At 68.7% G+C, this 22040-nt stretch carries 23 protein-coding genes and 1 pseudogene; 14 read left to right on the top strand and 10 right to left on the bottom strand.

All coding sequences use genetic code 11. The annotated features are described in order from the left end of the window. Positions 1-142 (top strand): annotated as a pseudogene (locus tag ABE424_RS15590) (transaldolase); the annotation flags it as partial. A 304-nt stretch (positions 143-446) separates the two neighbouring features. Here ABE424_RS15590 and msrA read toward each other — a convergent pair. Together msrA and ABE424_RS15580 are read right to left on the bottom strand one after the other, a co-directional pair. Then, positions 447-1100, bottom strand: coding sequence for a peptide-methionine (S)-S-oxide reductase MsrA (msrA, locus tag ABE424_RS15585; protein WP_346491387.1), 654 nt, complete (start codon positions 1098-1100; stop codon positions 447-449). A gap of 30 nt (positions 1101-1130) precedes the next feature. Next, the gene (locus tag ABE424_RS15580) at positions 1131-1397 is read right to left on the bottom strand and encodes a DUF2007 domain-containing protein (RefSeq protein ID WP_176990334.1); all 267 of its coding nucleotides are present in this window, start codon (positions 1395-1397) and stop codon (positions 1131-1133) included. Positions 1398-1668: 271 nt separating this feature from the next. Between ABE424_RS15580 and ABE424_RS15575 the strand changes: the two genes are divergently transcribed. The 4 genes from ABE424_RS15575 (at position 1669) to ABE424_RS15560 (ending at position 5765) form a co-directional block, all read left to right on the top strand. Then, entirely contained in the window at positions 1669-3417 is a 1749-nt protein-coding gene (locus ABE424_RS15575) for a glutamine--tRNA ligase/YqeY domain fusion protein (protein ID WP_346491310.1), read from the top strand. Between the two features lie 202 nt (positions 3418-3619). After that, a complete protein-coding gene (locus ABE424_RS15570) occupies positions 3620-4180 on the top strand; it encodes a nucleoside deaminase (protein ID WP_179460815.1) in 561 nt (186 codons plus the stop codon). Positions 4181-4204: 24 nt separating this feature from the next. Continuing rightward, entirely contained in the window at positions 4205-5251 is a 1047-nt protein-coding gene (rlmM, locus tag ABE424_RS15565; protein ID WP_346491311.1) for a 23S rRNA (cytidine(2498)-2'-O)-methyltransferase RlmM, read from the top strand. 118 nt (positions 5252-5369) lie between these two features. Further along, on the top strand, positions 5370-5765 hold the full coding sequence (locus ABE424_RS15560; protein ID WP_346491312.1) for an EF-hand domain-containing protein: 396 nt from the start codon (positions 5370-5372) through the stop codon (positions 5763-5765). 9 nt (positions 5766-5774) lie between these two features. On the opposite strand, the gene ABE424_RS15555 is transcribed toward ABE424_RS15560, so the two are convergent. Then, positions 5775-6950, bottom strand: coding sequence for a UbiH/UbiF family hydroxylase (locus ABE424_RS15555; RefSeq protein WP_346491313.1), 1176 nt, complete (start codon positions 6948-6950; stop codon positions 5775-5777). Further along, positions 6947-8152 (bottom strand): 2-octaprenyl-6-methoxyphenyl hydroxylase, encoded by a 1206-nt coding sequence (gene ubiH, locus ABE424_RS15550; RefSeq protein ID WP_179460811.1) that lies wholly within the window; start codon positions 8150-8152, stop codon positions 6947-6949. Before ubiH ends, ABE424_RS15555 begins: the two co-directional genes overlap by 4 nt. Positions 8153-8246: 94 nt before the next feature. Between ubiH and ABE424_RS15545 the strand changes: the two genes are divergently transcribed. The 9 genes from ABE424_RS15545 to ABE424_RS15505 all read left to right on the top strand — a co-directional run bounded on the left by ABE424_RS15545 (position 8247) and on the right by ABE424_RS15505 (position 17649). Continuing rightward, positions 8247-8831, top strand: a complete 585-nt coding sequence (locus ABE424_RS15545) for a hypothetical protein (protein WP_346491314.1) — start codon at positions 8247-8249, stop codon at positions 8829-8831. An 18-nt stretch (positions 8832-8849) separates the two neighbouring features. After that, the gene (locus ABE424_RS15540) at positions 8850-9404 is read left to right on the top strand and encodes a cob(I)yrinic acid a,c-diamide adenosyltransferase (protein ID WP_346490038.1); all 555 of its coding nucleotides are present in this window, start codon (positions 8850-8852) and stop codon (positions 9402-9404) included. Between the two features lie 34 nt (positions 9405-9438). After that, positions 9439-10350: a histone deacetylase family protein gene (locus ABE424_RS15535; protein WP_346478257.1), complete on the top strand. Its 912-nt coding sequence runs from the start codon at positions 9439-9441 to the stop codon at positions 10348-10350. A 116-nt stretch (positions 10351-10466) separates the two neighbouring features. Beyond that, complete coding sequence (lptD, locus tag ABE424_RS15530; protein WP_319211211.1) at positions 10467-12920, top strand: LPS-assembly protein LptD; 2454 nt, start codon at positions 10467-10469, stop codon at positions 12918-12920. Next, complete coding sequence (locus ABE424_RS15525; protein WP_346491315.1) at positions 12917-14266, top strand: peptidylprolyl isomerase; 1350 nt, start codon at positions 12917-12919, stop codon at positions 14264-14266. The genes lptD and ABE424_RS15525 overlap by 4 nt, the downstream gene beginning before the upstream one ends. A 3-nt stretch (positions 14267-14269) precedes the next feature. After that, the gene (gene pdxA, locus ABE424_RS15520) at positions 14270-15250 is read left to right on the top strand and encodes a 4-hydroxythreonine-4-phosphate dehydrogenase PdxA (RefSeq protein ID WP_346491316.1); all 981 of its coding nucleotides are present in this window, start codon (positions 14270-14272) and stop codon (positions 15248-15250) included. Continuing rightward, the gene (rsmA, locus tag ABE424_RS15515; RefSeq protein WP_346491317.1) at positions 15247-16083 is read left to right on the top strand and encodes a 16S rRNA (adenine(1518)-N(6)/adenine(1519)-N(6))-dimethyltransferase RsmA; all 837 of its coding nucleotides are present in this window, start codon (positions 15247-15249) and stop codon (positions 16081-16083) included. Before pdxA ends, rsmA begins: the two co-directional genes overlap by 4 nt. Before the next feature lie 122 nt (positions 16084-16205). Then, on the top strand, positions 16206-16589 hold the full coding sequence (gene apaG, locus ABE424_RS15510; protein ID WP_176990348.1) for a Co2+/Mg2+ efflux protein ApaG: 384 nt from the start codon (positions 16206-16208) through the stop codon (positions 16587-16589). Between the two features lie 13 nt (positions 16590-16602). Continuing rightward, positions 16603-17649 (top strand): symmetrical bis(5'-nucleosyl)-tetraphosphatase, encoded by a 1047-nt coding sequence (locus ABE424_RS15505; RefSeq protein WP_346491318.1) that lies wholly within the window; start codon positions 16603-16605, stop codon positions 17647-17649. Between the two features lie 43 nt (positions 17650-17692). Here ABE424_RS15505 and ABE424_RS15500 read toward each other — a convergent pair whose 3' ends face one another. The 6 genes from ABE424_RS15500 to ABE424_RS15475 form a co-directional block, all read right to left on the bottom strand. After that, positions 17693-18184 carry a dihydrofolate reductase gene (locus tag ABE424_RS15500; protein ID WP_346491388.1) on the bottom strand — a complete coding sequence of 164 codons (492 nt, stop codon included), beginning with the start codon at positions 18182-18184 and terminating at the stop codon, positions 17693-17695. Positions 18185-18195: 11 nt separating this feature from the next. After that, positions 18196-18990 (bottom strand): thymidylate synthase, encoded by a 795-nt coding sequence (locus ABE424_RS15495; RefSeq protein WP_346491319.1) that lies wholly within the window; start codon positions 18988-18990, stop codon positions 18196-18198. Next, positions 18987-19877, bottom strand: a complete 891-nt coding sequence (gene lgt, locus ABE424_RS15490) for a prolipoprotein diacylglyceryl transferase (RefSeq protein ID WP_346491320.1) — start codon at positions 19875-19877, stop codon at positions 18987-18989. Before lgt ends, ABE424_RS15495 begins: the two co-directional genes overlap by 4 nt. A gap of 84 nt (positions 19878-19961) precedes the next feature. Continuing rightward, positions 19962-20450 carry a TPM domain-containing protein gene (locus ABE424_RS15485; RefSeq protein WP_346491321.1) on the bottom strand — a complete coding sequence of 163 codons (489 nt, stop codon included), beginning with the start codon at positions 20448-20450 and terminating at the stop codon, positions 19962-19964. Further along, positions 20450-21346 (bottom strand): TPM domain-containing protein, encoded by an 897-nt coding sequence (locus tag ABE424_RS15480; RefSeq protein ID WP_346491322.1) that lies wholly within the window; start codon positions 21344-21346, stop codon positions 20450-20452. The genes ABE424_RS15485 and ABE424_RS15480 overlap by 1 nt, the downstream gene beginning before the upstream one ends. A gap of 4 nt (positions 21347-21350) precedes the next feature. Next, the gene (locus ABE424_RS15475) at positions 21351-22013 is read right to left on the bottom strand and encodes a LemA family protein (protein ID WP_346491323.1); all 663 of its coding nucleotides are present in this window, start codon (positions 22011-22013) and stop codon (positions 21351-21353) included. Positions 22014-22040: the final 27 nt, after the last annotated feature.

The following is a 22040-nucleotide window of genomic DNA, read 5'->3' as shown; positions in this document are numbered from 1 at the left end:
CCAGGTGACGCCGATCGATGGCGCGCGGTTTGCGGCGGATCTGGCAGCCGACCCGATGGCGACGGAGAAGCTGGCGAGCGGCATCGATGCGTTCGCCAAGGATCTGGAGGCATTGCGCCAGACGATCCGCGAGCGGCTGTAAGCGCTGGCGGTTGGCTGTGCGACAAAAGGCCCCGTTCTGCGGGGCCTTTTGTTTTTGGCGCTTACGGCAACCGCAACCGCTCACTTTCGTTGGGGTTGGCGCGGTGTGGGTGGGTTTGCTGGACGCGCCGTAAACCCATCCCTGGGGGCTCGTGAGCGGCATCCATGCCGCTCCGACGGTCCTGCAAACCCACCCACACCGCGCCGTCGACACATGGCTGGTGCGTTGGGGAGAGCAGTAGAGCGGCGAGCCTAGGGCTGTCTGCTGGACCTGGTAGAGCCGACCGTTGGTCGGCTCCGGGGTATCAGGCGTCCACGCCGATGGGGCAGCTGACGCCGGTGCCGCCGATGCCGCAGTAGCCGTTGGGGTTCTTGGCGAGGTACTGCTGGTGGTAATCCTCGGCGTAGTAGTACTCGGGCGCGGGGAAGGCGATGTCGGTGGTGATCGGGCCGTAGCCGCTGTCGTTGAGGCGCTGCTGGTAGGCGTCTCGGCTGGCCAGGGCAGCGTCGAGCTGGGCCTGGGTGGTGGCGTGGATCGCGGAGCGGTACTGGGTGCCGGTGTCGTTGCCCTGGCGCATGCCCTGGGTGGGGTCGTGGCTTTCCCAGAAGACCTGGAGCAGGCGCTCGAGCGGGACGACGGCGGGGTCGTAGACGACCTCGACGATTTCGGTGTGTCCGGTGAGGCCGGAGCAGACTTCTTCGTAGGTGGGGTTCGGGGTGACGCCGCCGGCGTAGCCGACCGAGGTCGAGTAGACGCCCGGGATGGTCCAGAATTTGCGCTCGGCACCCCAGAAGCAGCCCATGGCGAAGCGGATGCGCGCCAGGCCGGTGAAGCTGTCCTTGAGGGGATGGCTGTTGACGTAATGCTGGTTGTGCAGCAGCGGCAGGGGCTGGTCGCGGCCCGGCAACGCTTCTTCCGGGCGCGGCAGGCGCTGCTTGAAGGCGCCGATGCCCAACAGACCGTTTCCAATACCCAACATGGCGTTCTCCTAGGCCGGCAACAGGCCGGCGCTTTCGTCTCCGTCGAATATGGGGTCGTCCGGGGCCGTGCCCAAGTCCAGTTGGGCGACGATGTCTTCCGCTTCGGGACGGGCCAGATCGGGGACGCAGACGCGCAGGACGCCGAACAGCGGGAGCTCGCCCATCCCGCCCAGCAGCGATTCCCCGAAGACGAACGCAGGGATGCCGGCGTCCTCCAGGGCGTGTTTGACCAGATGGGCATCGAACAGATTGTCGGCCTGGTAGATCACGTGCATGGGCGGGCTCCGGAGGGCATGGGGCCAGCATACGCCCGGGGGCTGCAGGCGTGCCGACCCGCGGCTGTCATCATCCAGGCACTACCGAATGCATCTGGAGGGGAGCCCCCTGAGTCAGGGGGCGGCGCCGAAGGCGCGGGGGTCTGGGTGATGGTGAGATGGGGCCCGCGGTTTGCGCAGCAAAACGTGGGGCGACAGCGCGAATGCGGTGGCGCGTCCCCCGACAGGCTAAACTGGTGGTCTTTCTGCCTTTTAACTGCGACCGCGCATCATGTCCGAGTCTACCGCCGCCCCCACCGACGCCCTTCCGGAAGCCCAGGAAAAACGGGATTTCATCCGTCAGATCGTCCGCGAGGACCTGGCGGCCGGCAAGCATGCCGCGATCAAGACGCGCTTCCCGCCGGAGCCCAACGGCTACCTGCACATCGGCCACGCCAAGTCGATCTGCCTGAACTTCGGCATCGCCGGCGAGTTCAACGGGGTGTGCAACCTGCGCTTCGACGACACCAACCCGGCCAAGGAAGATCCGGAGTACGTGGCCGCGATCCAGGATGACGTGCGCTGGCTGGGCTTCGAGTGGAACGAGCTGCGCCATGCCTCGGACTATTTCGATGCCTATTACCTGGCCGCGCAGAAGCTGATCAGCGATGGCAAGGCATACGTGTGCGACCTGTCCGCCGAAGAAGTGCGCGCCTACCGCGGCACCCTGACCGAGCCGGGCCGTCCGTCGCCGTTCCGCGAGCGCAGCGTCGAAGAGAACCTGGATCTGTTCCGCCGCATGCGCGCGGGCGAATTCCCGGATGGTGCGCGCACCGTGCGCGCCAAGATCGACATGGCCAGCGGCAACATCAACCTGCGCGACCCGGCGCTGTACCGGATCAAGCACGTCGAACACCAGAACACCGGCAGTGCGTGGCCGATCTACCCGATGTACGACTTCGCGCATGCACTCGGCGATTCCATCGAGGGCATCACCCACTCGCTCTGCACGCTGGAGTTCGAAGACCACCGCCCGCTGTACGACTGGTGCGTGGACAACGTCGATTTCGCCCACGACGATGCGCTGACCCAGCCGCTGGTCGATCGCGGCCTGCCGCGTGAAGCCGCCAAGCCGCGCCAGATCGAATTCTCGCGCTTGAACATCAACTACACGGTGATGAGCAAGCGCAAGCTGATGGCACTGGTCACCGAGCAGCTGGTGGACGGCTGGGAAGACCCGCGCATGCCGACCCTGCAGGGCCTGCGTCGTCGTGGCTATACCCCGGCGGCGATGCGCCTGTTCGCCGAGCGCGTGGGCATCAGCAAGCAGAACTCGCTGATCGATTTCAGCGTGCTCGAAGGCGCGCTGCGCGAAGACCTGGACAGTGCCGCCGCACGCCGCATGGCGGTGGTCGATCCGGTCAAGCTGGTGCTGACCAATCTGCCGGAGGGCCACTCAGAAACCCTGACCTTCGCCAACCATCCCAAGGATGAGGCGTTCGGGACCCGCGAGGTGCCGTTCGCACGTGAGCTGTGGATCGAGCGCGAGGATTTCGCCGAGGTCCCGCCCAAGGGCTGGAAGCGCCTGGTGCCGGGTGGCGAAGTGCGCCTGCGCGGCGCCGGCATCATCCGCTGCGATGAGGTGATCAAGGACGCCGACGGCACCATCACCGAGCTGCGCGGCTGGCTGGATCCGGAATCGCGCCCGGGCATGGAAGGCGCCAACCGCAAGGTCAAGGGCACCATCCACTGGGTCAGCGCCGTGCACGCGGTGCCGGCCGAGATCCGTCTGTACGACCGCCTGTTCTCGGTGCCGAACCCGGACGACGAGTCCGACGGCAAGACCTACCGCGATTACCTCAATGCGGACTCGCGCCGCACCGTCACCGGTTATGTCGAACCGGCCGCGGCCAGCGCCACGCCCGAGCAGTCGTTCCAGTTCGAGCGCACGGGCTACTTCGTCGCCGATCGCCGCGACCACTCCGCGGCCACGCCGGTGTTCAACCGCAGCGTGACCCTGCGCGATACCTGGTCGGCGTAAGCTGCACCCGGCCGGTGCCTGGCACCGGCCATCGTGTCATTCCAGCGCGGCCCTGCCACGGCAGGGCCTGCGCTCCAGCACTCCTGCGATCGGCGCAGCCCTGCGCCGGCGCCCGCGTGGCCGCGTTCAGCGCGGGCACGGCATCCCTACGCACGGCCCGATACACTGCCGCTGCTCCATCTTCCACGAGGTCCATGTCCCGATGCTGTACGCGCAAGTCCATCTCACCCTGCCCGCCTGGATCCACGACCAGATTGATCTGGGCCGTGTCTATCCCGAGGACGCCGACAAGGTCGCGCTGGCGATCGAGCTGTCGCGCCTGAATGTCGAGGCGCAGACCGGCGGCCCATTCGGCGCCGTGGTGTTTGGGCCGGATCATCGTGTGATCGCCGCGGGCGTGAACCGCGTGGTCCCGCATACGACCTCGCTGGCGCATGCCGAGAACATGGCCTACATGCTGGCCCAGCAGCGCCTGCAGACGCCGCGCCTGAACGATGTGCTGTCGCCGATCACCCTGGCGACCTCCTCGCAGCCGTGCTGCCAGTGCTACGGCGCGACCGTCTGGGCCGGCATCGATCGCCTGCTGATCGGTGCCAGCGCCCAGGATGTGGAAGAACTCACCCCGTTCGATGAAGGCCCCCTGCCGGCGGACTGGATCGGCGAACTCAACAAGCGTGGCATCGAGGTCGTGCGCGACATCGAGCGCGATGCAGCGCGCGCGGTCCTGCGCCAGTATGGAGAAACCAACGGTGCACATTACTGATTCCCGCGCTTCAGGCGCAAAGCGATGAGCGGCCTGCTGTGCCTGTGCCGCCAGGGGTTTGAGCCGGAACTGGCCGCCGAGCTGTCCGAGCGCGCGGCCTATGCCAACGTCGCCGGCTATGCGCGCACCCAGCGCAATGACGGCTACGTGGTGTTCGTCACCGAGGAAGGCGCGGCGCTGTCCAAGGCGTTGTCCTGGCGTTCGCTGATCTTCGCCCGGCAGAAACTGCAGGTGCTGGCCGAGCTGCCGCAGCTCGATGCCGCCGACCGCATCACCCCGATCATCGCCGCCCTGCAGGGCCAGCAGCGCTTCGGCGACATGTGGGTCGAGCATCCCGATTCGGACGAAGGCAAGCCGCTGGCCGGCCTGGCCCGCGCATTCGGCAATGCGCTGCGCCCGGCGCTGCGCAAGGCCGGCCTGCTGACCGACAAGCCGAACACCGGCCTGCCGCGCCTGCACATCGTGTTCGTCGATGGTCGCCATGCCTTTGTGTGCGTGGCCGATACCCGCGACAGCGCGCCCTGGCCGCTGGGCATCCCGCGCCTGAAACTGCTGCCCGATGCGCCTTCGCGCTCGGCGCTGAAGCTGGACGAAGCCCTGCTCACGCTGATGACGCCGGAAGAGCGCGAGCTGCTGGTCAAGCCGGGCATGCGCGCGGCCGATCTGGGCGCCGCCCCGGGAGGCTGGACCTGGGTGCTCACCCGCCAGCACGTCAGGGTGATCAGCGTGGACAACGGCCCGCTGCGCGAGCACGTGCTGGAGACCGGCCTGGTCGAACATCTGCGCGCCGATGGTTTCCATTGGCAGCCGGAGACGCCGCTGGACTGGATGGTCTGCGACATGGTCGAACAACCGCGCCGCGTGGCCGAACGCATGGCCACCTGGTTCCGCGAAGGCTGGTGCAGGCACGCGATCTTCAATCTCAAGCTGCCGATGAAAAAGCGCTGGGACGAAACCCGCATGTGCCTGGAGCTGTTCCAGGAGCAGGCGGGCAAGCCGCTGCATCTGCGCGCCAAGCAGCTGTACCACGACCGCGAAGAGATCACGGTGCTGGCCTCGCCGCTGCGCTGATCCACGCGCACCAATGGCAGGGCCGGGCCATGCCCGGCTGGCCGCGCAACGCGCGGCAATGATCGAAGCACGCGCCGGTCGCCCGGCGCCCCCTCCCCACGTCAAGAACGGAGTTTCCATGCGACGCCGATCAAGCCTCATCCTGCTGCTGACGCTGCTGCCCACGCTCGCCCTCGCCCAGGTCCGCACCCCGTCACCGGCGGTCAGCGAACCGTTGCGCGAGGTGCCGGTGAGCGTGCGCGCGCAGCCGCTGTCGCAGGGCGAGGTCACCCATCAGGTGACACTCGCCGCCCCGGCCGGGGAGGCGGCGGTGACGGTGCGCTCGGTGCAGCCGGTGAGCGTGGTCGGCCAGTACCGCATCGCATTCGCGGCGTTGGATGTCGACGGCGATGGCTTCATCAGCCGCGCCGAGGCGCAGGCCAACCCGACCCTGGCCAATGAATTCAACGCGCTGGACGTGAAGCGGCGCGGCAAACTGGACCGCGCCGACCTGGCCGGCTGGCTGATCGACTGAGCGCGCGGGTCACACCCCCGCCGCGCGCTTCCAGAACATCGACACCAGCGGCGGCAGCTTGCCGGCGCAGCCCAGCGCGCGACCGCGCGCCAGGGTCAGGTGCATCTCATCATTGGAGAACACCGTGTTGATCGCATCGAAGCTGTACGCAGCGACGGTGTTCTCACTGCGGCGTTCGCGTGCCCAGCGCTGCAGCCGGTGCGGCGACATCCAGTCCTGGCGGCGCTGCTGCGCAGCCAGCACCAGCGCCCGCAACGCAGCAACATCACGCAGGCCGAGATTGACGCCCTGCCCGGCCAACGGATGCACCACGTGCGCTGCATCACCGAGTGCGAGCACGCGGCCGGCCACGTAACCCGTGGCCAGCTGCCGGCGCAGCGGGAAGGCCGCCCGCCTGGAGGCCAGCGTCATCGCGCCCAGGCGGCCGGCAAAGGCGTTGGTGAGTTCGCGCCCGAATGCCGCGTCATCCAGTGCCAGCACGCGCTCGGCGTCGGCATCGGGCAGCGTCCACACGATCGAACTGCGCTGCGCGCTGATCGGCAGCACCGCCAGCGGCCCGCTCACCAGGAAGCGCTGCCACGCGGTGGCTTCGTTGTTCTTTTCGGTATCGACATACGCCACCACGCCACGCTGGCCGTACTCCCGGCGGGTCACCTCCAGCCCGGCCAGGCGGCGCAGGGTGGATTCGGCACCGTCGGCGGCGATCGCCAGCGATGCGTCGAGGCGACGGCCGTCGTCCAGGCGCAGGCGCACCCCGTCGGCGTCCTGCTCCAGCGCCTCGACCCGCGCCGGGCAGCACAGCTGCACGCCGGCCGCAGGCAGCGCCGCCCACAGGCGGTCCACCAGCAGATCGTTCTCGACGATCCAGCCCAGTTGTTCGCGGCCGAGGCTGTCGGCATCGAAGCGCAGTTCATCGCCGCCGGCCGCATCCCAGACCCGCATGCGGCGGTAGGCACAGGCGCGCGCGGCCGTCACCGCCGGCCACACGCCGAGCGTGGCCAGCAACTGCGCGTTGTCCGGCGCGAACGCGTACACGCGCAGGTCCGGCTGCTGCGGCTGCCAGGCCGCCGGCTCGCGGCCTTCGACCAGCGTCACCGACAGCCCGGCATCGGCCAGCGCCAGTGCGCAGGCCGCGCCGACCACGCCACCACCGACCACCACCACGTCCTGCGGGCGCCGGCTCACAGGCCGGCTCCGCGGCACAGCGCCGGCACCTGGCCGCGGAAACCCATCGCGCCCCCGACCAGCATCGACTGCATCGGCGTGGCCTGCGCCGCCAACAGGCCGAGCGAACGCAGCGGGCGCATCAGCGGTGCCGGATTGCTGGTCAGGCGCGCCAGCCCGCCGGAGAACGCGATGGTCTGCTCGCGGTCTTCCAGGCGCCGGGCCACGTGTTCCTGCAGCAGCGCATCGCTGCCGGCATCGTCGGCCCCGGCCACCAGTTCGGCCAGCGTCAATGCATCGCGCAGGCCCAGGTTGAAGCCCTGTGCGCCCAGCGGGTGAATGGTCTGCGCGGCATTGCCGAGCAGCACGGTGCGTTCGCCGACCAGCGCGCGCGACAGCACCTGGATCAAGGGATAGGCGCTGCGCGGGCCACTCTCCAGCAGGCGGCCGGCGCGCCAGCCGATGGCGCCCTGCAGGCGGTTCACCCAGGCGGCATCGTCCAGCGCCATCACGGCCTCGGCCTGGTCACGGGCAACCCCATGCACCGCGCCGAAATGACGGTCGCCACGCGGCAGCAGCGCGGTCGGCCCGGTGTCGGTGAAGCGCTCGTACGCAGTGCCATCCGGCGCACGCGCGGCGCGGACCCGCGACACGAACAGCGTCTGCTCGAAATCATGTTCATCCACACCGATGCCGAGTGCCTCGCGCACGCCACTGCGGGTCCCGTCGGCGCCGACCACCAGACGTGCCAGCAGACAGCGCTCGCCGCTGTCATCGGCGATGAAGACCTGACGGTAACCGTCCACCGTGCTGCCCAGGCGCACGAAGCGCGCCGGACGATAACGGGTCAGCCGGGTGAGCGTCTCCAGCCGCGCCTCCAGCGCCTGGCCGAAATCGCGGGCGACCACGACCTGTCCGAACCACGGACGCTGGTATTGCGCCGCCTCCATCTGCACCCGGCCGAAATCGCCGGCGCGGCTGACATGGATGCGGGTGATCGCGCCCGGCGCACCGGCCAGCGTCTGCATCACGCCGAGCGCGGTCAGCGCGTTGACGGTCGCGGCGGCGAAACTGAGGTTGCGCTGGTCGAACACCGCCGGCAGCGCGCCCAGCGGCGAAGCCTCGACCAGGCCGACATCGCGGCCGGCGCGGTCCAGGGCGATGGCCAGGCTGGCACCGACCAGCCCGCCGCCTACGATCACTACATCATGTCGTTCACTCATGCCCGCCATGATAAGGGTTCGCCCGTTCCGGCGGCGTGCGGCGGGCTGCCGCAGCAGGCGCTAGAATGAATGCCTGCCCCCACCCGTCACCGCCATGACCTCCACTGCCCAACGCGCCTTCGTCCTGTCCGTGCTCGTGCTGTTGATGGCGGCCACGCGGGTCAACCATTTCGCGGCGATTCCGGATGCATCCTGGGCGGTGTTCTTCATCGGCGGCTTCTACCTGCGCGCGTGGACCCGCTGGGCCTTCCCGCTGCTGATGGCGCTGGCGGTGCTGGTCGACTGGCTCGTGATCCGCCGCAGCGGCCTGGATTTCTGGCAGCACTACTGCGTCTCGCCGGGCTACTGGATGCTGCTGCCGGCCTATTTCGCGATGTGGAGCGGCGGCCTGCTGCTGCGCCGCGGCTACCACGGTGCCACCTGGGCCGCGCTGGGCAAGGGCGCGCTGCTGCTGGTCGCGGCGGTGACGGTCTGCCATCTGTTCGCCCAGGGCGGTTTCTACTGGACCAGCGACAACGTGGCCGCCCCGACCCTCGACGGCTGGGCGAAGAACTACAGCGACTGGTTCCTGCCCTACCTGCGCACCGCGGCGGTCTACGTCGGCCTGGCGGCCGCGCTGCAGTTGGCGACCGAACAGGTCGGCAAGCTGCTGCAGGCGCGCCGCGACGTGCTGCGCTGAGCGCGGCCGGCCTCGTTCGTGGGCAATCGCCTGTCCCGCATCTATACACGCACCGGTGACGATGGCAGCACCGGCCTCGGCGATGGCAGCCGCGTGGCCAAGGACGACGCCCGGGTGGCCGCCTACGGCACGGTCGACGAGGCCAACTCGGCGCTCGGCGTGCTGCTGGCGGTGCCGCTGCCGGAGGATGTCCGCGCCCTGCTGACGGTGATCCAGCACCAGTTGTTCGATCTGGGCGGCGAGCTGTGCATTCCCGGCCATGCCGCCATCCACGCCGCCGACATCGAGGCGCTGGAACGGCAGCTGGACCACTACAACGCCGACCTGCCGGTGCTGAAGGAATTCATCCTGCCGGCCGGGGGCGAGGCCGCCGCGCGCTGCCACCTGGCCCGCACCATCGTGCGCCGCGCCGAGCGCGAGACGGTCACGCTGGCGCGCCGGGAGACCGTCCGCCCGGAAGCACTGCACTACCTCAACCGCCTGTCCGACCTGCTGTTCGTGCTCGCGCGCGTACTGGCCCGGGCGGATGGCCACGGCGAGGTGCTCTGGCGCCACGAGCGCCGCCACGCCTGAGCGGCCCTGCCGCCCCACCGGATATCCTGCCCGCATGCTGGTTTTCACCCACCCCGCCTGTCTGCAACACGATCCCGGCCGCGGCCATCCCGAATGCCCGGCCCGTCTGCAGGGGGTGCTCGATGCGCTGAAGGCGGCCTATCCGGACCAGCTGGACTGGCGCGAGGCTCCGCCGGCCAAGCTCGGTGAGCTGGCGCGGGTCCACGACAGCGAACTGATCGACCTGGTGCTCAAGCCCCAGACCGAGCCGCTGCGCCTGATCGACATGGACACCATGACCTCGCCCGGCTCGGCCAGCGCGGCCCTGCACGCGGCCGGTGCCGGCGTGGCGGCGGTCGATGCGGTGATGCTGGGCGAGGACCCGGTGGCCTTCTGCGCGGTGCGCCCGCCCGGCCACCACGCCAGCGCCAGCACCGCGATGGGCTTCTGCCTGTTCAACAACATCGCCATCGCCGCCGCCTACGCGCGCGACCGCTATGGGCTGGAGCGGATCGCCATCGTCGATTTCGATGTCCACCACGGCAACGGCACCCAGGACATCTTCATCGCCGATCCCGGCGTGGCCTACTACAGCACCCACCAGGCCGGGCTGTTCCCCAACTCGGGCCTGCGCCGCGACCGCGGGGCCGGCAACCTGATGAACATCCTGCTGCCGCCGGGCAGTGGCGGCTTCCGTTTCCGCAACACCTGGGCCGACGAGATGCTGCCGGCCATCGACGATTTCCGACCCCAGCTGCTGCTGATCTCGGCCGGTTTCGATGCGCACATGCGCGATCCGCAGGCCGATCTGATGCTGGAAACCGAGGATTTCGCCTGGATCACCACCGAGTTGCGCGGGCTGGCCCGCCGCCACGGGGCCGGCCGGATCGTGTCGATGCTGGAGGGCGGATACGACCTGCAGGCCCTTGCGGAATGCAGCGTGGCCCACGTCGGCCAGCTGCGCTGATCCGCGCGGACCGGGCCGACGAATGAACCCGGGCCCCTGCGTGGGCGGGACCTTCATTGCCCCTATGCAAGGGATGGGGCAAGCTACGATCCGTTTTCGCCCGAATCCGATACCGCGTGCGCCGAGCCCTCCGCCTGCTGCCCCTCCCCCTCAGTATCGCCATCTGCCTGCCGGCCCTGGCCGACGACAAGCCGGTGAACTGGGGCCTGTGCCCGGTGACCGACGTGCTGCCCGTGTTCGACGATGCGCCCAAGGCCGACAAAGCCGCGGCCGCGACGCGTGACCAGCAGCCGACGGACATCGAAGGCGACCAACTGACCGGGACCTCCGTGGTGCCCAACTACCAGGGCAATGTCGCGCTCAAGCGCGGCGACCAGTTCCTGGGCACCGACAACCTGAGCTTCGATACCGAAAGCGGCAACTACATCGCCGAGGGCAACGTCCGCTACCAGGACTCCTCGATCCGGATGAAGGCCCGTCGCGCCGAAGGCAACCAGGAAAGCGACACCCACAAGATCAGCGACATCCAGTACCAGCTGGTGTCCCGCCGTGGCAACGGCGGTGCCGAGTCGATCGACCTGCAGGGTGCGGTCGGCCAGATGCACCGCTCCACCTACACCACCTGCGACCCCTCGCAGCCGGTGTGGAAGCTGTCGGCGCCGCAGATCGAGGTCGACAACGACGCCGGCTTCGGTACCGCGCGCAACGCCGTGCTGCGTATCGGCAAGGTGCCGGTGCTGTGGGCGCCGTACTTCAAGTTCCCGATCGATGATCGCCGTCAGACCGGCCTGCTGTACCCGCAGATCGGCCTGTCCGGCCGCAACGGCTTCGACTATACCCAGCCGATCTATCTGAACCTGGCGCCGAACTTCGACGACACCCTGATGCCGCGCTACATGAGCAAGCGCGGTTTCATGCTCGACAACGAATTCCGCTATCTCTACGACGGTGGCCGCGGCGAGCTGCTGACCGCCTACCTGCCCAATGACAAGCTGCGCGACAAGGATCGCGGCCGCGTGGAGTTCAGCGGGTACCACAACATCAACGCCAACTGGCAGGCCCGCGCCAGCCTGGCCTGGGTCAGCGATGAGCGCTATCTGGAGGATTTCTCCAATCGGCTGCTCGGGGTGACCACCTCCAACCTGCAGAGCCAGATCGGCATCTACGGCACCGGCGAGAACTGGACCGGCGGCCTGATGGCCGACTACTGGCAGCTCACCGACTACACCCTGACCGAAGCGGCCCTGCCGTACGCGCGCCAGCCGCGCCTGTTCGTCAACTGGGACAAGCCGCTGCTGCCCTGGCTGGAAACCGGCGTGTATGCCGAAGCGGTGAACTTCACGCATCTGGATGTGCATGAGAAGTTCGGCGCGGACCAGGAATACGAACGTACCGGCGTATCGCGTCAGATGGACGGCGGCTCCCGCCTGGACATCAAACCGTATGTGTCCATGCCCTTCAGTGGCGCGGCGTGGTACGTCACCCCGACCCTGGCCTACCGCTACACCGGGTACGACCTGGAGCGCGGGCTGGCCGACGACATCCGCCGGCAGAACCTGATCGCGGCCGGCATCGACCCGGCCACCGCCACCCCGGACCAGCTGCGCGGCAACACTTCGCCGAGCCGCAGCCTGCCGATCGGCACCATCGACGCCGGGCTGTTCTTCGACCGCGAGACCACCATCGGCGACACCCGCTTCCTGCACACGCTGGAACCGCGCCTGTTCTACCTGCGTACGCCCTACCGCGACCAGAGCGACCTGCCGGTCTTCGATACGCGTGACTTCACCTTCAGCTGGGGCCAGCTGTTCCGCGATTCGCGCTACTCCGGCGCCGACCGCCAGAACGATGCGAACCAGCTGACCCTGGCGTTGAGCACCCGCTTCATCGACCAGGACACGGGCAAGGAACGCTTCTCGGGCAGCATCGGCCAGATCCTGTACTTCGATGATTCCCGGGTCACGCTCAACAGCGGCGAAACCCCGGTCGAGCAGGGCAAGTCGGCCTGGATCGCCGATACGAACTACATGATCAACGACCGCTGGACGCTGGGCGCCACCTATCAGTGGGACCCCAAGTACAAGCGCGAGGACCTGGCCAGCGTGCGTGCGCGCTACCTGATGTCCAACGACGGCATCGTCAACCTGACCTACCGCAGCCGTCTGAACCCGCAGGCGTCGACCACGGCGACCCGCCGCGACCGGACCCTGCTGGAGCAGGCCGACCTGTCCTTCCTCTACCCGCTCAACGAGCGCTGGAGCCTGGTCGGCCGCTACTACTACTCCATCCAGGACCGCGCCCCGCTGGAAATCATCGGCGGCGTGCAGTGGGACAGCTGCTGCCTCGCCGTCCGCGCGATCGCCCGCCGCTACGTGCGCAACCGCGAGGGTGAACTCAACAACTCCTTCCAGATCGAGTTCGTGCTCAAGGGCCTGAGCTCCATCGGCCAGAACACGGACCGCACCTTGCGCCGTGCTATTCTCGGGTACTACCGAGACGACCTCTATCTGGTGCCGCCCAGCAACACCGGTGCAGCCCGCGACGACTACGATCCGAATCAGATCCCATGACCAAGACCCTTCCCGTACTCCTCGCCTCCCTGCTGGCGGTCTCCTCCGCGACGGCCCCGTTGCAGGTGCTGGCCCAGCAGAGTCAGCCGCTGGACCGCATCGCGGCGATCGTCGATGAGGACGTCGTGCTGCAGAGCGAACTGGACCGCGCCGTCCAGAACATCAAGGCCCAGTACGCCGGTCGTGAAAACCAGCTGCCGCCCGATGACGTGCTGAGCCGCCAGGTGCTCGAGCGTCTGGTCCTGGTCAAGCTGCAGGTGGCGCGCGCCGAGAGCAGCGGCATCAAGGTCAGCGACCAGGAACTGAACCAGGCGATCAACGCCATCGCCCAGCAGAACGGCTCCACGCTGGACGCCCTGCGCCAGCGCCTGGCCAGCGATGGCCTGGATTTCAATGATTTCCGCAATTCGGTGCGCGACGAGATCACCGTCCAGCGCCTGCGCCAGAGCTTCGCGCAGAGCCGGATCAGCGTCAGCGAGGGTGAAGTGGATGGCGCGCTCAAGCAGCAGGCGGCGATCGGTACCCAGTACCACCTGGCCCATATCCTGATCGGCCTGCCCGAAGGCGCCACCGCCGAGCAGATCACTACCGGCCAGAAGAAGGCCGATGGCGTCAAGGCACTGCTGGACAAAGGCGAGATCGACTTCAACGCGGCCGCCGTCCGTTATTCGGACAGCCCGAACGCGCTGGAAGGCGGCGACCTCGGCTGGCGTTCGCTGGACGAAATCCCGAACGCGTTCGCGCAGATGATGAAAGACATGAAGTCCGGCGACGTGGTCGGTCCGCTGCGTGGCCCGAGTGGCTTCCAGCTGTTGAAGCTGGTGGAAGTGCGTGATGCCAGCGCCGCCGCCGGCGGTGGTCACACCATCACCGAGTACCACGCCCGTCATATCCTGGTCCGCATCACCGACCAGCAGGACAATGCCGCGGCCAAGGCCAAGATCGACACCCTGCGCGCCCGCATCGCCGGCGGCGCCGAGTTCGACGCGGTCGCCAAGGAGTCCTCGGAGGACAACAACAGCAAGGGCCAGGGCGGCGATCTGGGCTGGTTCCCGGCCGACGCGTTCGGCCCGGACTTCGGCAAGCAGGTTGAAGGCGTCGCCGACGGCGGCGTGAGCCAGCCGTTCCGCACCGATGCCGGCTGGCACATCGTCCAGCGCGTCGCCACGCGCCAGACCGATGCCACCACCGACAACCAGCGCGCCCAGATCCGTGAAACGATCGGCCGCCGCAAGCTGGAAGAAGAATACAACCGCTTCCTGCAGGAACTGCGTGGCGAAGCCTACGTGGACATGCGCGGCTACGCCCCGGGCGGCGCCGCGGCCGCCACCCCGCCGCAGTCCTGATCCATGCTCCCGCAGCTCGCGCTGGTACCGGGCGAGCCGGCGGGGATCGGCCCGGAGCTCTGCCTTCGACTGATCCAGCAGCCGCGCACCGATTGCCGGCTGCTGGCGTTCGCCGACCCGGACACGCTGCAGTCTGCCGCCGCCGCGCTGTCGCTGCCCCTGCAGCTCCTGCCTGAAGACGCCATCGCCCGCCAGCCGGGCGATCTGCCGTTGCGCCCGGTGCGCAATGCCGCCCCCTCGCGCTTCGGCACCCCGGACCCGGCCAATGCCGGCGCGGTGATCGGCGCGCTGCGCCAGGCCGGCCAGGCCTGCCTGTCCGGTGAACTGGCCGGGGTGGTCACCGGCCCGGTGCACAAGGCGGTCATCAACGAAGGCGGCATCGCCTACAGCGGCACCACCGAACTGCTGGCCGACCAGGCCCGCACCCCGGTGGTGATGATGCTGGCCAACGCGATCGTGCGGGTCGCCCTGGCGACCACCCACCTGCCGCTGCGGTCGGTGGCCGATGCGATCACCGCCGATGGCCTGGCGCTGACCCTGCAGATCCTCCACGACGCCCTGCAGCGCGATTTCGGCCTCGCTTCGCCGCGTATCGCCGTGCTCGGCCTCAACCCGCACGCCGGCGAAGACGGCCATCTCGGCCGCGAAGAGCTCGACCTGATCATCCCGCTGCTGGAGCGCCTGCGCGCCCGGGGCATGGACCTGGTCGGGCCGTTGCCGGCCGATACCGCGTTCCTGCCGGCCAAGCTGGCCGGTTTCGACACGGTGCTGGCGATGTACCACGACCAGGGCCTGCCGGTGCTCAAGTACAGCGGCTTCGAGCAGGCCGTGAACATCACCCTGGGCCTGCCCTACCCGCGCGTCGCGGTCGACCACGGCACCGCCCTGGATCTGGCCGGCCGCGGCATCGCCGACCCCTCCAGCCTCCTCGCTGCCACCGCGCTGTGTGCCCGGCTGGCGCGCCAACGTACACTGGTGCCATGACTTCTTCGTATTCCTCCTCCGGCGCGCCCGGTTTCTCCGGCCCCGCCAAGAAGCAGCTCGGCCAGCACTTCCTCGCCGACCGCAGCTACATCGACAAGATCGTCCTGGCGGTCAGCCCGAAGGACGGCGACCGCCTGGTCGAGATCGGCCCGGGCCAGGGCGCCATCACCCTGCCGCTGCTGCGCCGCCACCCGAAGCTGACCGTGATCGAGTTCGACCGGGATCTGGTCGGGCCGCTGGCCGCCGCCGCCGAACCGCTGGGCGAGATGACCATCATCCACCGCGACGTGCTGCAGGTGGATTTCACCGAACTGGCCGCGGGCAGCCCGATCCGCCTGGTCGGCAATCTCCCCTACAACATCTCCTCGCCGATCCTGTTCCATGCGCTGGACCACGCGGCGGTGATCACCGACATGCACTTCATGCTGCAGAAGGAAGTGGTCGACCGCATGGCCGCCGATCCGGGCAGCAAGGTCTACGGCCGGCTGAGCGTGATGCTGCAGGCCTTCTGCAAGGTGACCTCGCTGTTCGTGGTGCCGCCGGGTGCGTTCCGGCCGCCGCCGAAGGTCGATTCGGCCGTGGTGCGGCTGGTCCCGCGCGATCCGGCCACGGTCGGCATCCTGGACCGCAAGCGCTTCGCCCACGTGGTCAAGGCCGCCTTCGGGCAGCGCCGCAAGACCCTGCGCAACGCGCTGCAGAACGTGTGCACGCCCGAGCAGTTCGAAGCCGCCGGCGTGCGCAGCGATGCGCGCGCCGAGCAGCTGGACGTGGCGCAGTTCATCGCGCTGGCGAACGTACCCTGCGCCGACGGTGATGCCGCTCCGCAAGAGTGAGCGCGCCGCCGGCGGCCCTGACCGGCCGCGCGCACGTGGAACCGCCCGACCTTCATGACGGGAGCGCCACCCGGCCGGGCGGCACTCATCTCATCGTGCACAACATTCACTAAACTGCCTGCATGAACGACGCTGCAAACTACGCGATCTCCGTCGAGGTCGCCCCCCGCTTCCTCGATGACCAGTCCACCCCGGAGGACGGCCGCTATGCGTTCGCCTATACGATCCGCATCCTCAACCGGGGCCGCGTCGCGGCACGGCTGGTGGCCCGCCACTGGCGGATCACCGATGCCAACGGCCGCATCGAGCATGTCGACGGGGATGGAGTGATCGGCGAGCAGCCGCGGCTGCGCCCCGGTGAAGACTTCCGTTACACCTCCGGTGTCATGCTGGAGACCGAGCACGGCACGATGCAGGGGCACTACGACATGGTGGCCGACGACGGCACCGAGTTCGCCGCCGCCATCGCGCCGTTCGTCCTGACCGTTCCGCGCACACTGCACTGATGGAGGCGCACGCATGAGTGTCTGGGCCATCGGCGACCTGCAGGGCTGCTACGACGTCACCCAGCGGTTGCTGGAAAAAATCAAGTTCGACCCCGCGGTCGACAAACTCTGGTTCTGCGGCGACCTGGTCAACCGGGGCGGGCAATCGCTGGAAACCCTGCGTCTGGTCCATTCGCTGCGCGAGAGCAGCGTGATCGTTCTGGGCAACCATGACCTGTCCCTGCTTGCCGTCGGTGCCCGCACCGAGGAAGAGCAGCGCAAGGTCAACCCGGACCTGCTGCGGATCGTGCAGGCCGAGGACCGCGACGAGCTGCTGGAGTGGCTGCGCCTGCAGAAGCTGGCCCACGTGGACCGTGAGCTGGGCTGGATGATGATCCACGCCGGGCTGGCCCCGAAGTGGACCACCCAGCTGGCCGAGAAGCACGCCCGCGAGGTCGAGCAGCAGCTGCACGGCAGCGGCTACCGCAAGCTGTTCCGCAACATGTACGGCGACAAGCCGAGCTGGTCACCCGGCCTGGCCGGCTACGACCGCTCGCGCGCGATCATCAACCTGTTCACGCGCATGCGTTACTGCACGCCGCGGGGCCGGATCGGGATCGAGGACAAGGGCACGCCGGGCACCCAGGAACAGGGGCTGTATCCCTGGTTCGAAGTGCCGGGCCGCGCCGAGCGCGATCTGAAGATCGTCTGCGGGCACTGGTCCGCGCTGGGCCTGACCATCACCCAGGGCGTGCACGCGATCGATACCGGCGCCGTATGGGGTGGCAAGCTCACCGCGTTGCAGCTGGATACCGAAGAGCTGCGCGTGGTGCAGGTACCGGGCCGCGATGTGCCCAAGCCGGTCTCCGCGCCGCGTCCGCCGGCACGCCGGCCGGCCGCCGAGGGTGCGCCGCCGAGCGGGCGTCCACCGCGTCAGGGTCAAGGCCAGGGCCGTGATCGTGGCCGGGGTGGCCAGGGCCGCCAGCAGGGCAGCGCTGCCAAGCCCGCACAGAATGACCCGCCGCAGACGCAATCGCAGCCGCAGCCGCAGCGCAGCGACGTCACCAGCGACGCAGACTGATCCGCAGGCCGGTCAGCATGACCGGCCTGCCGGCACCGCCCGCTCAGGCGCGGCGGTAATCCACGAAATCGAACGCGTACGCGTGCCGCTCGTCGGCCGCGTGGTGTTCGCGCGCCACTTCCACCCACAGCGCCGGATCGACCGGCGGGAAGTGGGTATCGGCCGGCACGGTCGTGTGCACCCAGGTCAGGTGCAGATCGGTGGCCTGGGCCATCACCAGGCGATAGATTTCGCCGCCGCCGATCACGCACAGTTCTTCCGCGTCGGTGTCCTCCGCTGCCTGCAGCGCCTGCTCGATCGAGGCCACCGCCTTCATGCCTTCGAACGGCACCTGCCCGCTGCGGGTCAGCACCAGGTTCAACCGGCCGGGCAGGGCACGCCCGAGCGACTGCGCGGTCCTGCGCCCCATCAGGATCGGCTTGCCGACGGTCAGCGCCTTGAAGCGCTTGAGATCATCGGGCAGCGTCCATGGCAGGTCGTTGTCGCGGCCGATGCCGTGGTCGCTGTCGAGCGCGGCGATCAGCGAAAGCTTCAGGGGCGTGCCGCTCACACCGCCACCGGGGCCTTGATCGCCGGGTGCGGGTCGTAGCCGTCAATGCGGATGTCATCGAACTGGAAACCGAACAGATCGGTCACCTCGGGGTTCAACCAGAGTTTCGGCAGCGCGCGCGGTTCACGCGCGAGCTGTTCGCGCGCCTGCTCGAAGTGGTTCGCGTACAGGTGCGCATCGCCGAGGGTATGCACGAAATCGCCGACGCCCAGCCCGGTCGCCTGCGCCACCATGTGGGTGAGCAGCGCGTAGCTGGCGATGTTGAACGGCACGCCCAGGAAGATGTCGCCGCTGCGCTGGTACAGCTGGCAGCTGAGCTTGCCGTCCACCACGTAGAACTGGAACAGGTTGTGGCACGGCATCAGGGCCATCTGCGACAGCTCACCCACGTTCCAGGCGCTGACCACCAGCCGGCGCGAATCGGGGTTGCGCTTGATCTCGTCCACCAGCCACTGCATCTGGTCGATCGCGCCGCCATCGGCGGTAGCCCAGCTGCGCCACTGCTTGCCGTAGATCGGGCCGAGGTCGCCGTTGGCATCGGCCCACTCGTCCCAGATCCGCACCTGGTTGTCCTTGAGGTACCCGATGTTGGTATCGCCCTTCAGGAACCACAGCAGCTCGTGGATGATCGAGCGCAGGTGCAGCTTCTTGGTGGTGACCAGCGGAAAGCCGTCGTTGAGGTTGAAGCGCATCTGCCAGCCGAACACGCTGCGCGTGCCGGTGCCGGTGCGATCCGACTTTTCCGTGCCGTGCTCCAGCACATGCGCGAGCAGGTCCAGGTAGGCCTTCATGCCTTGGCGCCTGCGGTAGCGACCGGCAGCACCGGCTGCAGCACCGGTGCGCGACGCGACAGCGCCAGCAGCACCAGGCCGAAGGCCACCAGCGGCAGGCTGAGCAGCTGGCCACGGGTGAACCAGTCGAAGGCGAGGTAGACGCCGTTGTCCGGCATGCGCACGAACTCCACCGCGAAGCGGAAGATGCCGTACATCAGCGCGAACAGGCCGGCGATCACGTAGCGATGGCGCGGCTTGGCCGACACCGCCCACAGCACCACGAACATCACCAGGCCTTCCAGCAGCGCTTCATACAACTGCGAGGGATGGCGGGCGTACTGGTTGAGCGCGCCGGTGGCGAACTCGGCCTTGAGGGTGGCCAGGTCCAGCCCGTTCAACGGGGCCGGCAGGCCGCTCGGGAACACGACGCCCCAGCTGCCATCGGTGTACTTGCCCCACAACTCGGCGCCGATGAAGTTGCCGATGCGGCCGAAGCCCAGGCCCAGCGGTACCAGCGGCGACATGAAATCGAGGGTGTCGAACAGATGCAGGCGATGCTTGCGCGACCACCACCACGAGGCGAACAGCACGCCGAGCAGGCCGCCATGGAAGCTCATGCCGCCGTCCCAGACCTTGAACAGCAGCAGCGGGTTGTGCAGGAATTCCGAGGTCGCGTAGAACAGCATGTAGCCCATGCGCCCACCGACGACGACGCCGAGCATCGCGTAGAACAGCAGGTCGGAGAAGCCGTTGGCATCGACCCCGGGCAGGCGCCCGGCCGCGATCCGCTTGCGCCCCAGCCACCAGGCGGCAGTGAAGCCGAGCAGGTACATGATGCCGTACCAGTGCACCTTGATCGGCCCGAGCGAGATGGCGATGGGGTCGATATCGTGGAAATAGATCATGAAGGGCGCCTTGCAGGGATGCGGATATTCTAGCGCCGCCCGGGAGCGGCCTCGCGGCCGCCCCGATCGCGCGATTGCCGGGCTTCAGCCCAGAATCTGCGGCGTGTCCGGCAGGCCGTCATCCTGTGACCCCGGAACGGGCGGATAGTGCCCGGCCAGCAGGTCCGAGACCTCTTCGATCGCCAGCAGCACGGCCTCCTGCAGGGCCCCCTCGCGCAGCCGCTGCTGCATGTGCGCGCAGATGGCCCGCCACTGCGCCTCATCGATCCGCCCGCGCAGGCCGCGATCGGCGACCAGCTCGATCGCATGGTCGGCCAGCAGCAGGTAGATCAGGACGCCGTTGTTGTGTTCGGTATCCCAGGTCCGCAGCTGGGCGAAGGCCTGCCCGGCGCGCTGCTGTGCGCTGATGCCCTGCCACAACGCGGCCAGCGGCAGATCCGCTTCCACCGCGAACATCACCTGGCCACCGTGACGGCGCTCGCCCGCCGTGATCGCCTCGGTGATCGCCTGCAGATGTGCGGGTGGGAAGGCGCGCCGCACCGATGGGGAGAACACGTGCCGGAGCCAGCGCATCACCAGCCTCCCGAGGCGCCACCGCCTCCCGAACGTCCACCACCCCCGCCCCAGCCGCCTCCACCGCCGCCGAAGCCACCCCCGCCGCCACCGAACCCGCCACCGCCCCAGCCTCCCCCACCCCAGCCGCCACTGCGCGCGAACACGCCGCCGCGACCGGCCGACGTCAGGCCGACCAGCAGGCCCACCACGGCGGCCGCGCCACTGGCGACCACCAGGGAGGTGAACAGGAACGCGGCCACCCCGGCCCCGGCACCGCTCGCCAGCGCGCGCAGGGGGCGCGGCAGCCAGCCGAGGATGCCGCGCAGGAACAGACCGGCGAACAGGCCGATGCCCAGCGCCATCGTCCAGTTGCCACCCGCAGGGGCGTCCTGGGCGCGATGTGTGCTGACCGGCGCAGGCAGCGCCTCGCCGTCGATCAGTTTGACCAGCGCAGCGCTGGCATCGGTGAGGCCACCGGCGTAGTCGTTGCTGCGGAACCGCGGGGCCAGGTACTCCTGGATCACCCGGTTGGCGATCGCATCCGGGATCGCGCCTTCCAGGCCGTAGCCCGGCTCGATGCGGACCCGGCGATCGTCCTTGGCCACCACCAGCAGCACGCCGTCATCCACGCCCTTGCGGCCGATGGACCACTGCTCGAACACGCGCTGGGTGTACTGCTCGATGGTTTCCGGCGCGGTGCTCGGCACCATCAGGATCTGCAGCTGGCTGCCCTTGCGCTGCTGCAGGGCCAGCGCCTGCGCCTCCAGCGCCTGGATCTGCGCCGCGTCCAGGGTGCCGGTGGTGTCCACCACCGGCGAGGACATCGGCGGGATCGCGGCCTGGCGCTGCGCCCAGGCCGGCAACGCCAGCGCCAGGCAGAGCAGCAGGAGCCAGCGCAGCAGGCGCTTGGTCACGGGCTCAGTTCGCCGGCTGCGGCTGCGGCTGCGGCGCGGGCGGCTGCGGTGCGGGCGCCGGGGCCTGGGCCGGCGCCGGGGCCTGCGAGCCGAACTTGACCGCCGGCGGCTGCGAGATCTGCGCTTCGTTCTCCACCGTGAAGTTCGGCTTGGTCGCATAGCCGAAGAGCTTGGCGGTGATCACCTGCGGGAACTGGCGGATGTAGGTGTTGTAGTCCTGCACCATCTGGATATAGCGGCCGCGCGCCACGGTGATGCGGTTCTCGGTGCCTTCCAGCTGCGCCTGCAGATCGCGGAAGCCTTGGTCGGACTTCAGGTTCGGGTAGTTCTCGGTGACCACCAGCAGGCGTGACAGCGCACCGCTCAGCTCGCCCTGGGCCTGCTGGAACTGCTTGAGGGAGTCGGCGTCGTCGGCGTTGACGTTGACCTGTCCCACACGCGCACGGGCGTTGGTGACATCGGTCAGGACCTGGCGTTCCTGGTTGGCATAGCCTTCCACGGTCTGCACCAGGTTGGGGATCAGATCGGCGCGGCGCTTGTACTGGTTGAGCACCTCGGCCCAACCGGCCTTGACCTGCTCATCCTTCTGCTGGATGGCGTTGTAGCCACAACCGGACAACAGGGAGGCCAGCACGGCCAGGCACAACAAACGGGAGAACGATCGCATGGCCGGCTCCGGATCTCGATGAACGGG

The sequence above is a fragment of the Stenotrophomonas sp. TWI1149 genome (assembly GCF_039673155.1).
GTDB lineage: Bacteria > Pseudomonadota > Gammaproteobacteria > Xanthomonadales > Xanthomonadaceae > Stenotrophomonas > Stenotrophomonas maltophilia_AA.
The sequence above is the reverse complement of the archived record's forward strand: the minus strand, read 5'-3'. Positions and strand labels throughout refer to the sequence as shown.

Excerpts from the sequence above, each read along its gene's own strand:
- ABE424_RS15580 (WP_176990334.1), bottom strand. The coding sequence starts at position 1,397 with ATGCACGTGATCTACCAGGCCGACAATCTGTTCGATGCCCATCTGGTC.
- ABE424_RS15575 (WP_346491310.1), top strand. The coding sequence starts at position 1,669 with ATGTCCGAGTCTACCGCCGCCCCCACCGACGCCCTTCCGGAAGCCCAG.
- ABE424_RS15570 (WP_179460815.1), top strand. The coding sequence starts at position 3,620 with ATGCTGTACGCGCAAGTCCATCTCACCCTGCCCGCCTGGATCCACGAC.
- rlmM (WP_346491311.1), top strand. The coding sequence starts at position 4,205 with ATGAGCGGCCTGCTGTGCCTGTGCCGCCAGGGGTTTGAGCCGGAACTG.
- ABE424_RS15560 (WP_346491312.1), top strand. The coding sequence starts at position 5,370 with ATGCGACGCCGATCAAGCCTCATCCTGCTGCTGACGCTGCTGCCCACG.
- ubiH (WP_179460811.1), bottom strand. The coding sequence starts at position 8,152 with ATGAGTGAACGACATGATGTAGTGATCGTAGGCGGCGGGCTGGTCGGT.
- ABE424_RS15545 (WP_346491314.1), top strand. The coding sequence starts at position 8,247 with ATGACCTCCACTGCCCAACGCGCCTTCGTCCTGTCCGTGCTCGTGCTG.
- ABE424_RS15535 (WP_346478257.1), top strand. The coding sequence starts at position 9,439 with ATGCTGGTTTTCACCCACCCCGCCTGTCTGCAACACGATCCCGGCCGC.
- ABE424_RS15525 (WP_346491315.1), top strand. The coding sequence starts at position 12,917 with ATGACCAAGACCCTTCCCGTACTCCTCGCCTCCCTGCTGGCGGTCTCC.
- pdxA (WP_346491316.1), top strand. The coding sequence starts at position 14,270 with ATGCTCCCGCAGCTCGCGCTGGTACCGGGCGAGCCGGCGGGGATCGGC.
- rsmA (WP_346491317.1), top strand. The coding sequence starts at position 15,247 with ATGACTTCTTCGTATTCCTCCTCCGGCGCGCCCGGTTTCTCCGGCCCC.
- apaG (WP_176990348.1), top strand. The coding sequence starts at position 16,206 with ATGAACGACGCTGCAAACTACGCGATCTCCGTCGAGGTCGCCCCCCGC.
- ABE424_RS15505 (WP_346491318.1), top strand. The coding sequence starts at position 16,603 with ATGAGTGTCTGGGCCATCGGCGACCTGCAGGGCTGCTACGACGTCACC.
- ABE424_RS15495 (WP_346491319.1), bottom strand. The coding sequence starts at position 18,990 with ATGAAGGCCTACCTGGACCTGCTCGCGCATGTGCTGGAGCACGGCACG.
- lgt (WP_346491320.1), bottom strand. The coding sequence starts at position 19,877 with ATGATCTATTTCCACGATATCGACCCCATCGCCATCTCGCTCGGGCCG.
- ABE424_RS15485 (WP_346491321.1), bottom strand. The coding sequence starts at position 20,450 with ATGCGCTGGCTCCGGCACGTGTTCTCCCCATCGGTGCGGCGCGCCTTC.
- ABE424_RS15475 (WP_346491323.1), bottom strand. The coding sequence starts at position 22,013 with ATGCGATCGTTCTCCCGTTTGTTGTGCCTGGCCGTGCTGGCCTCCCTG.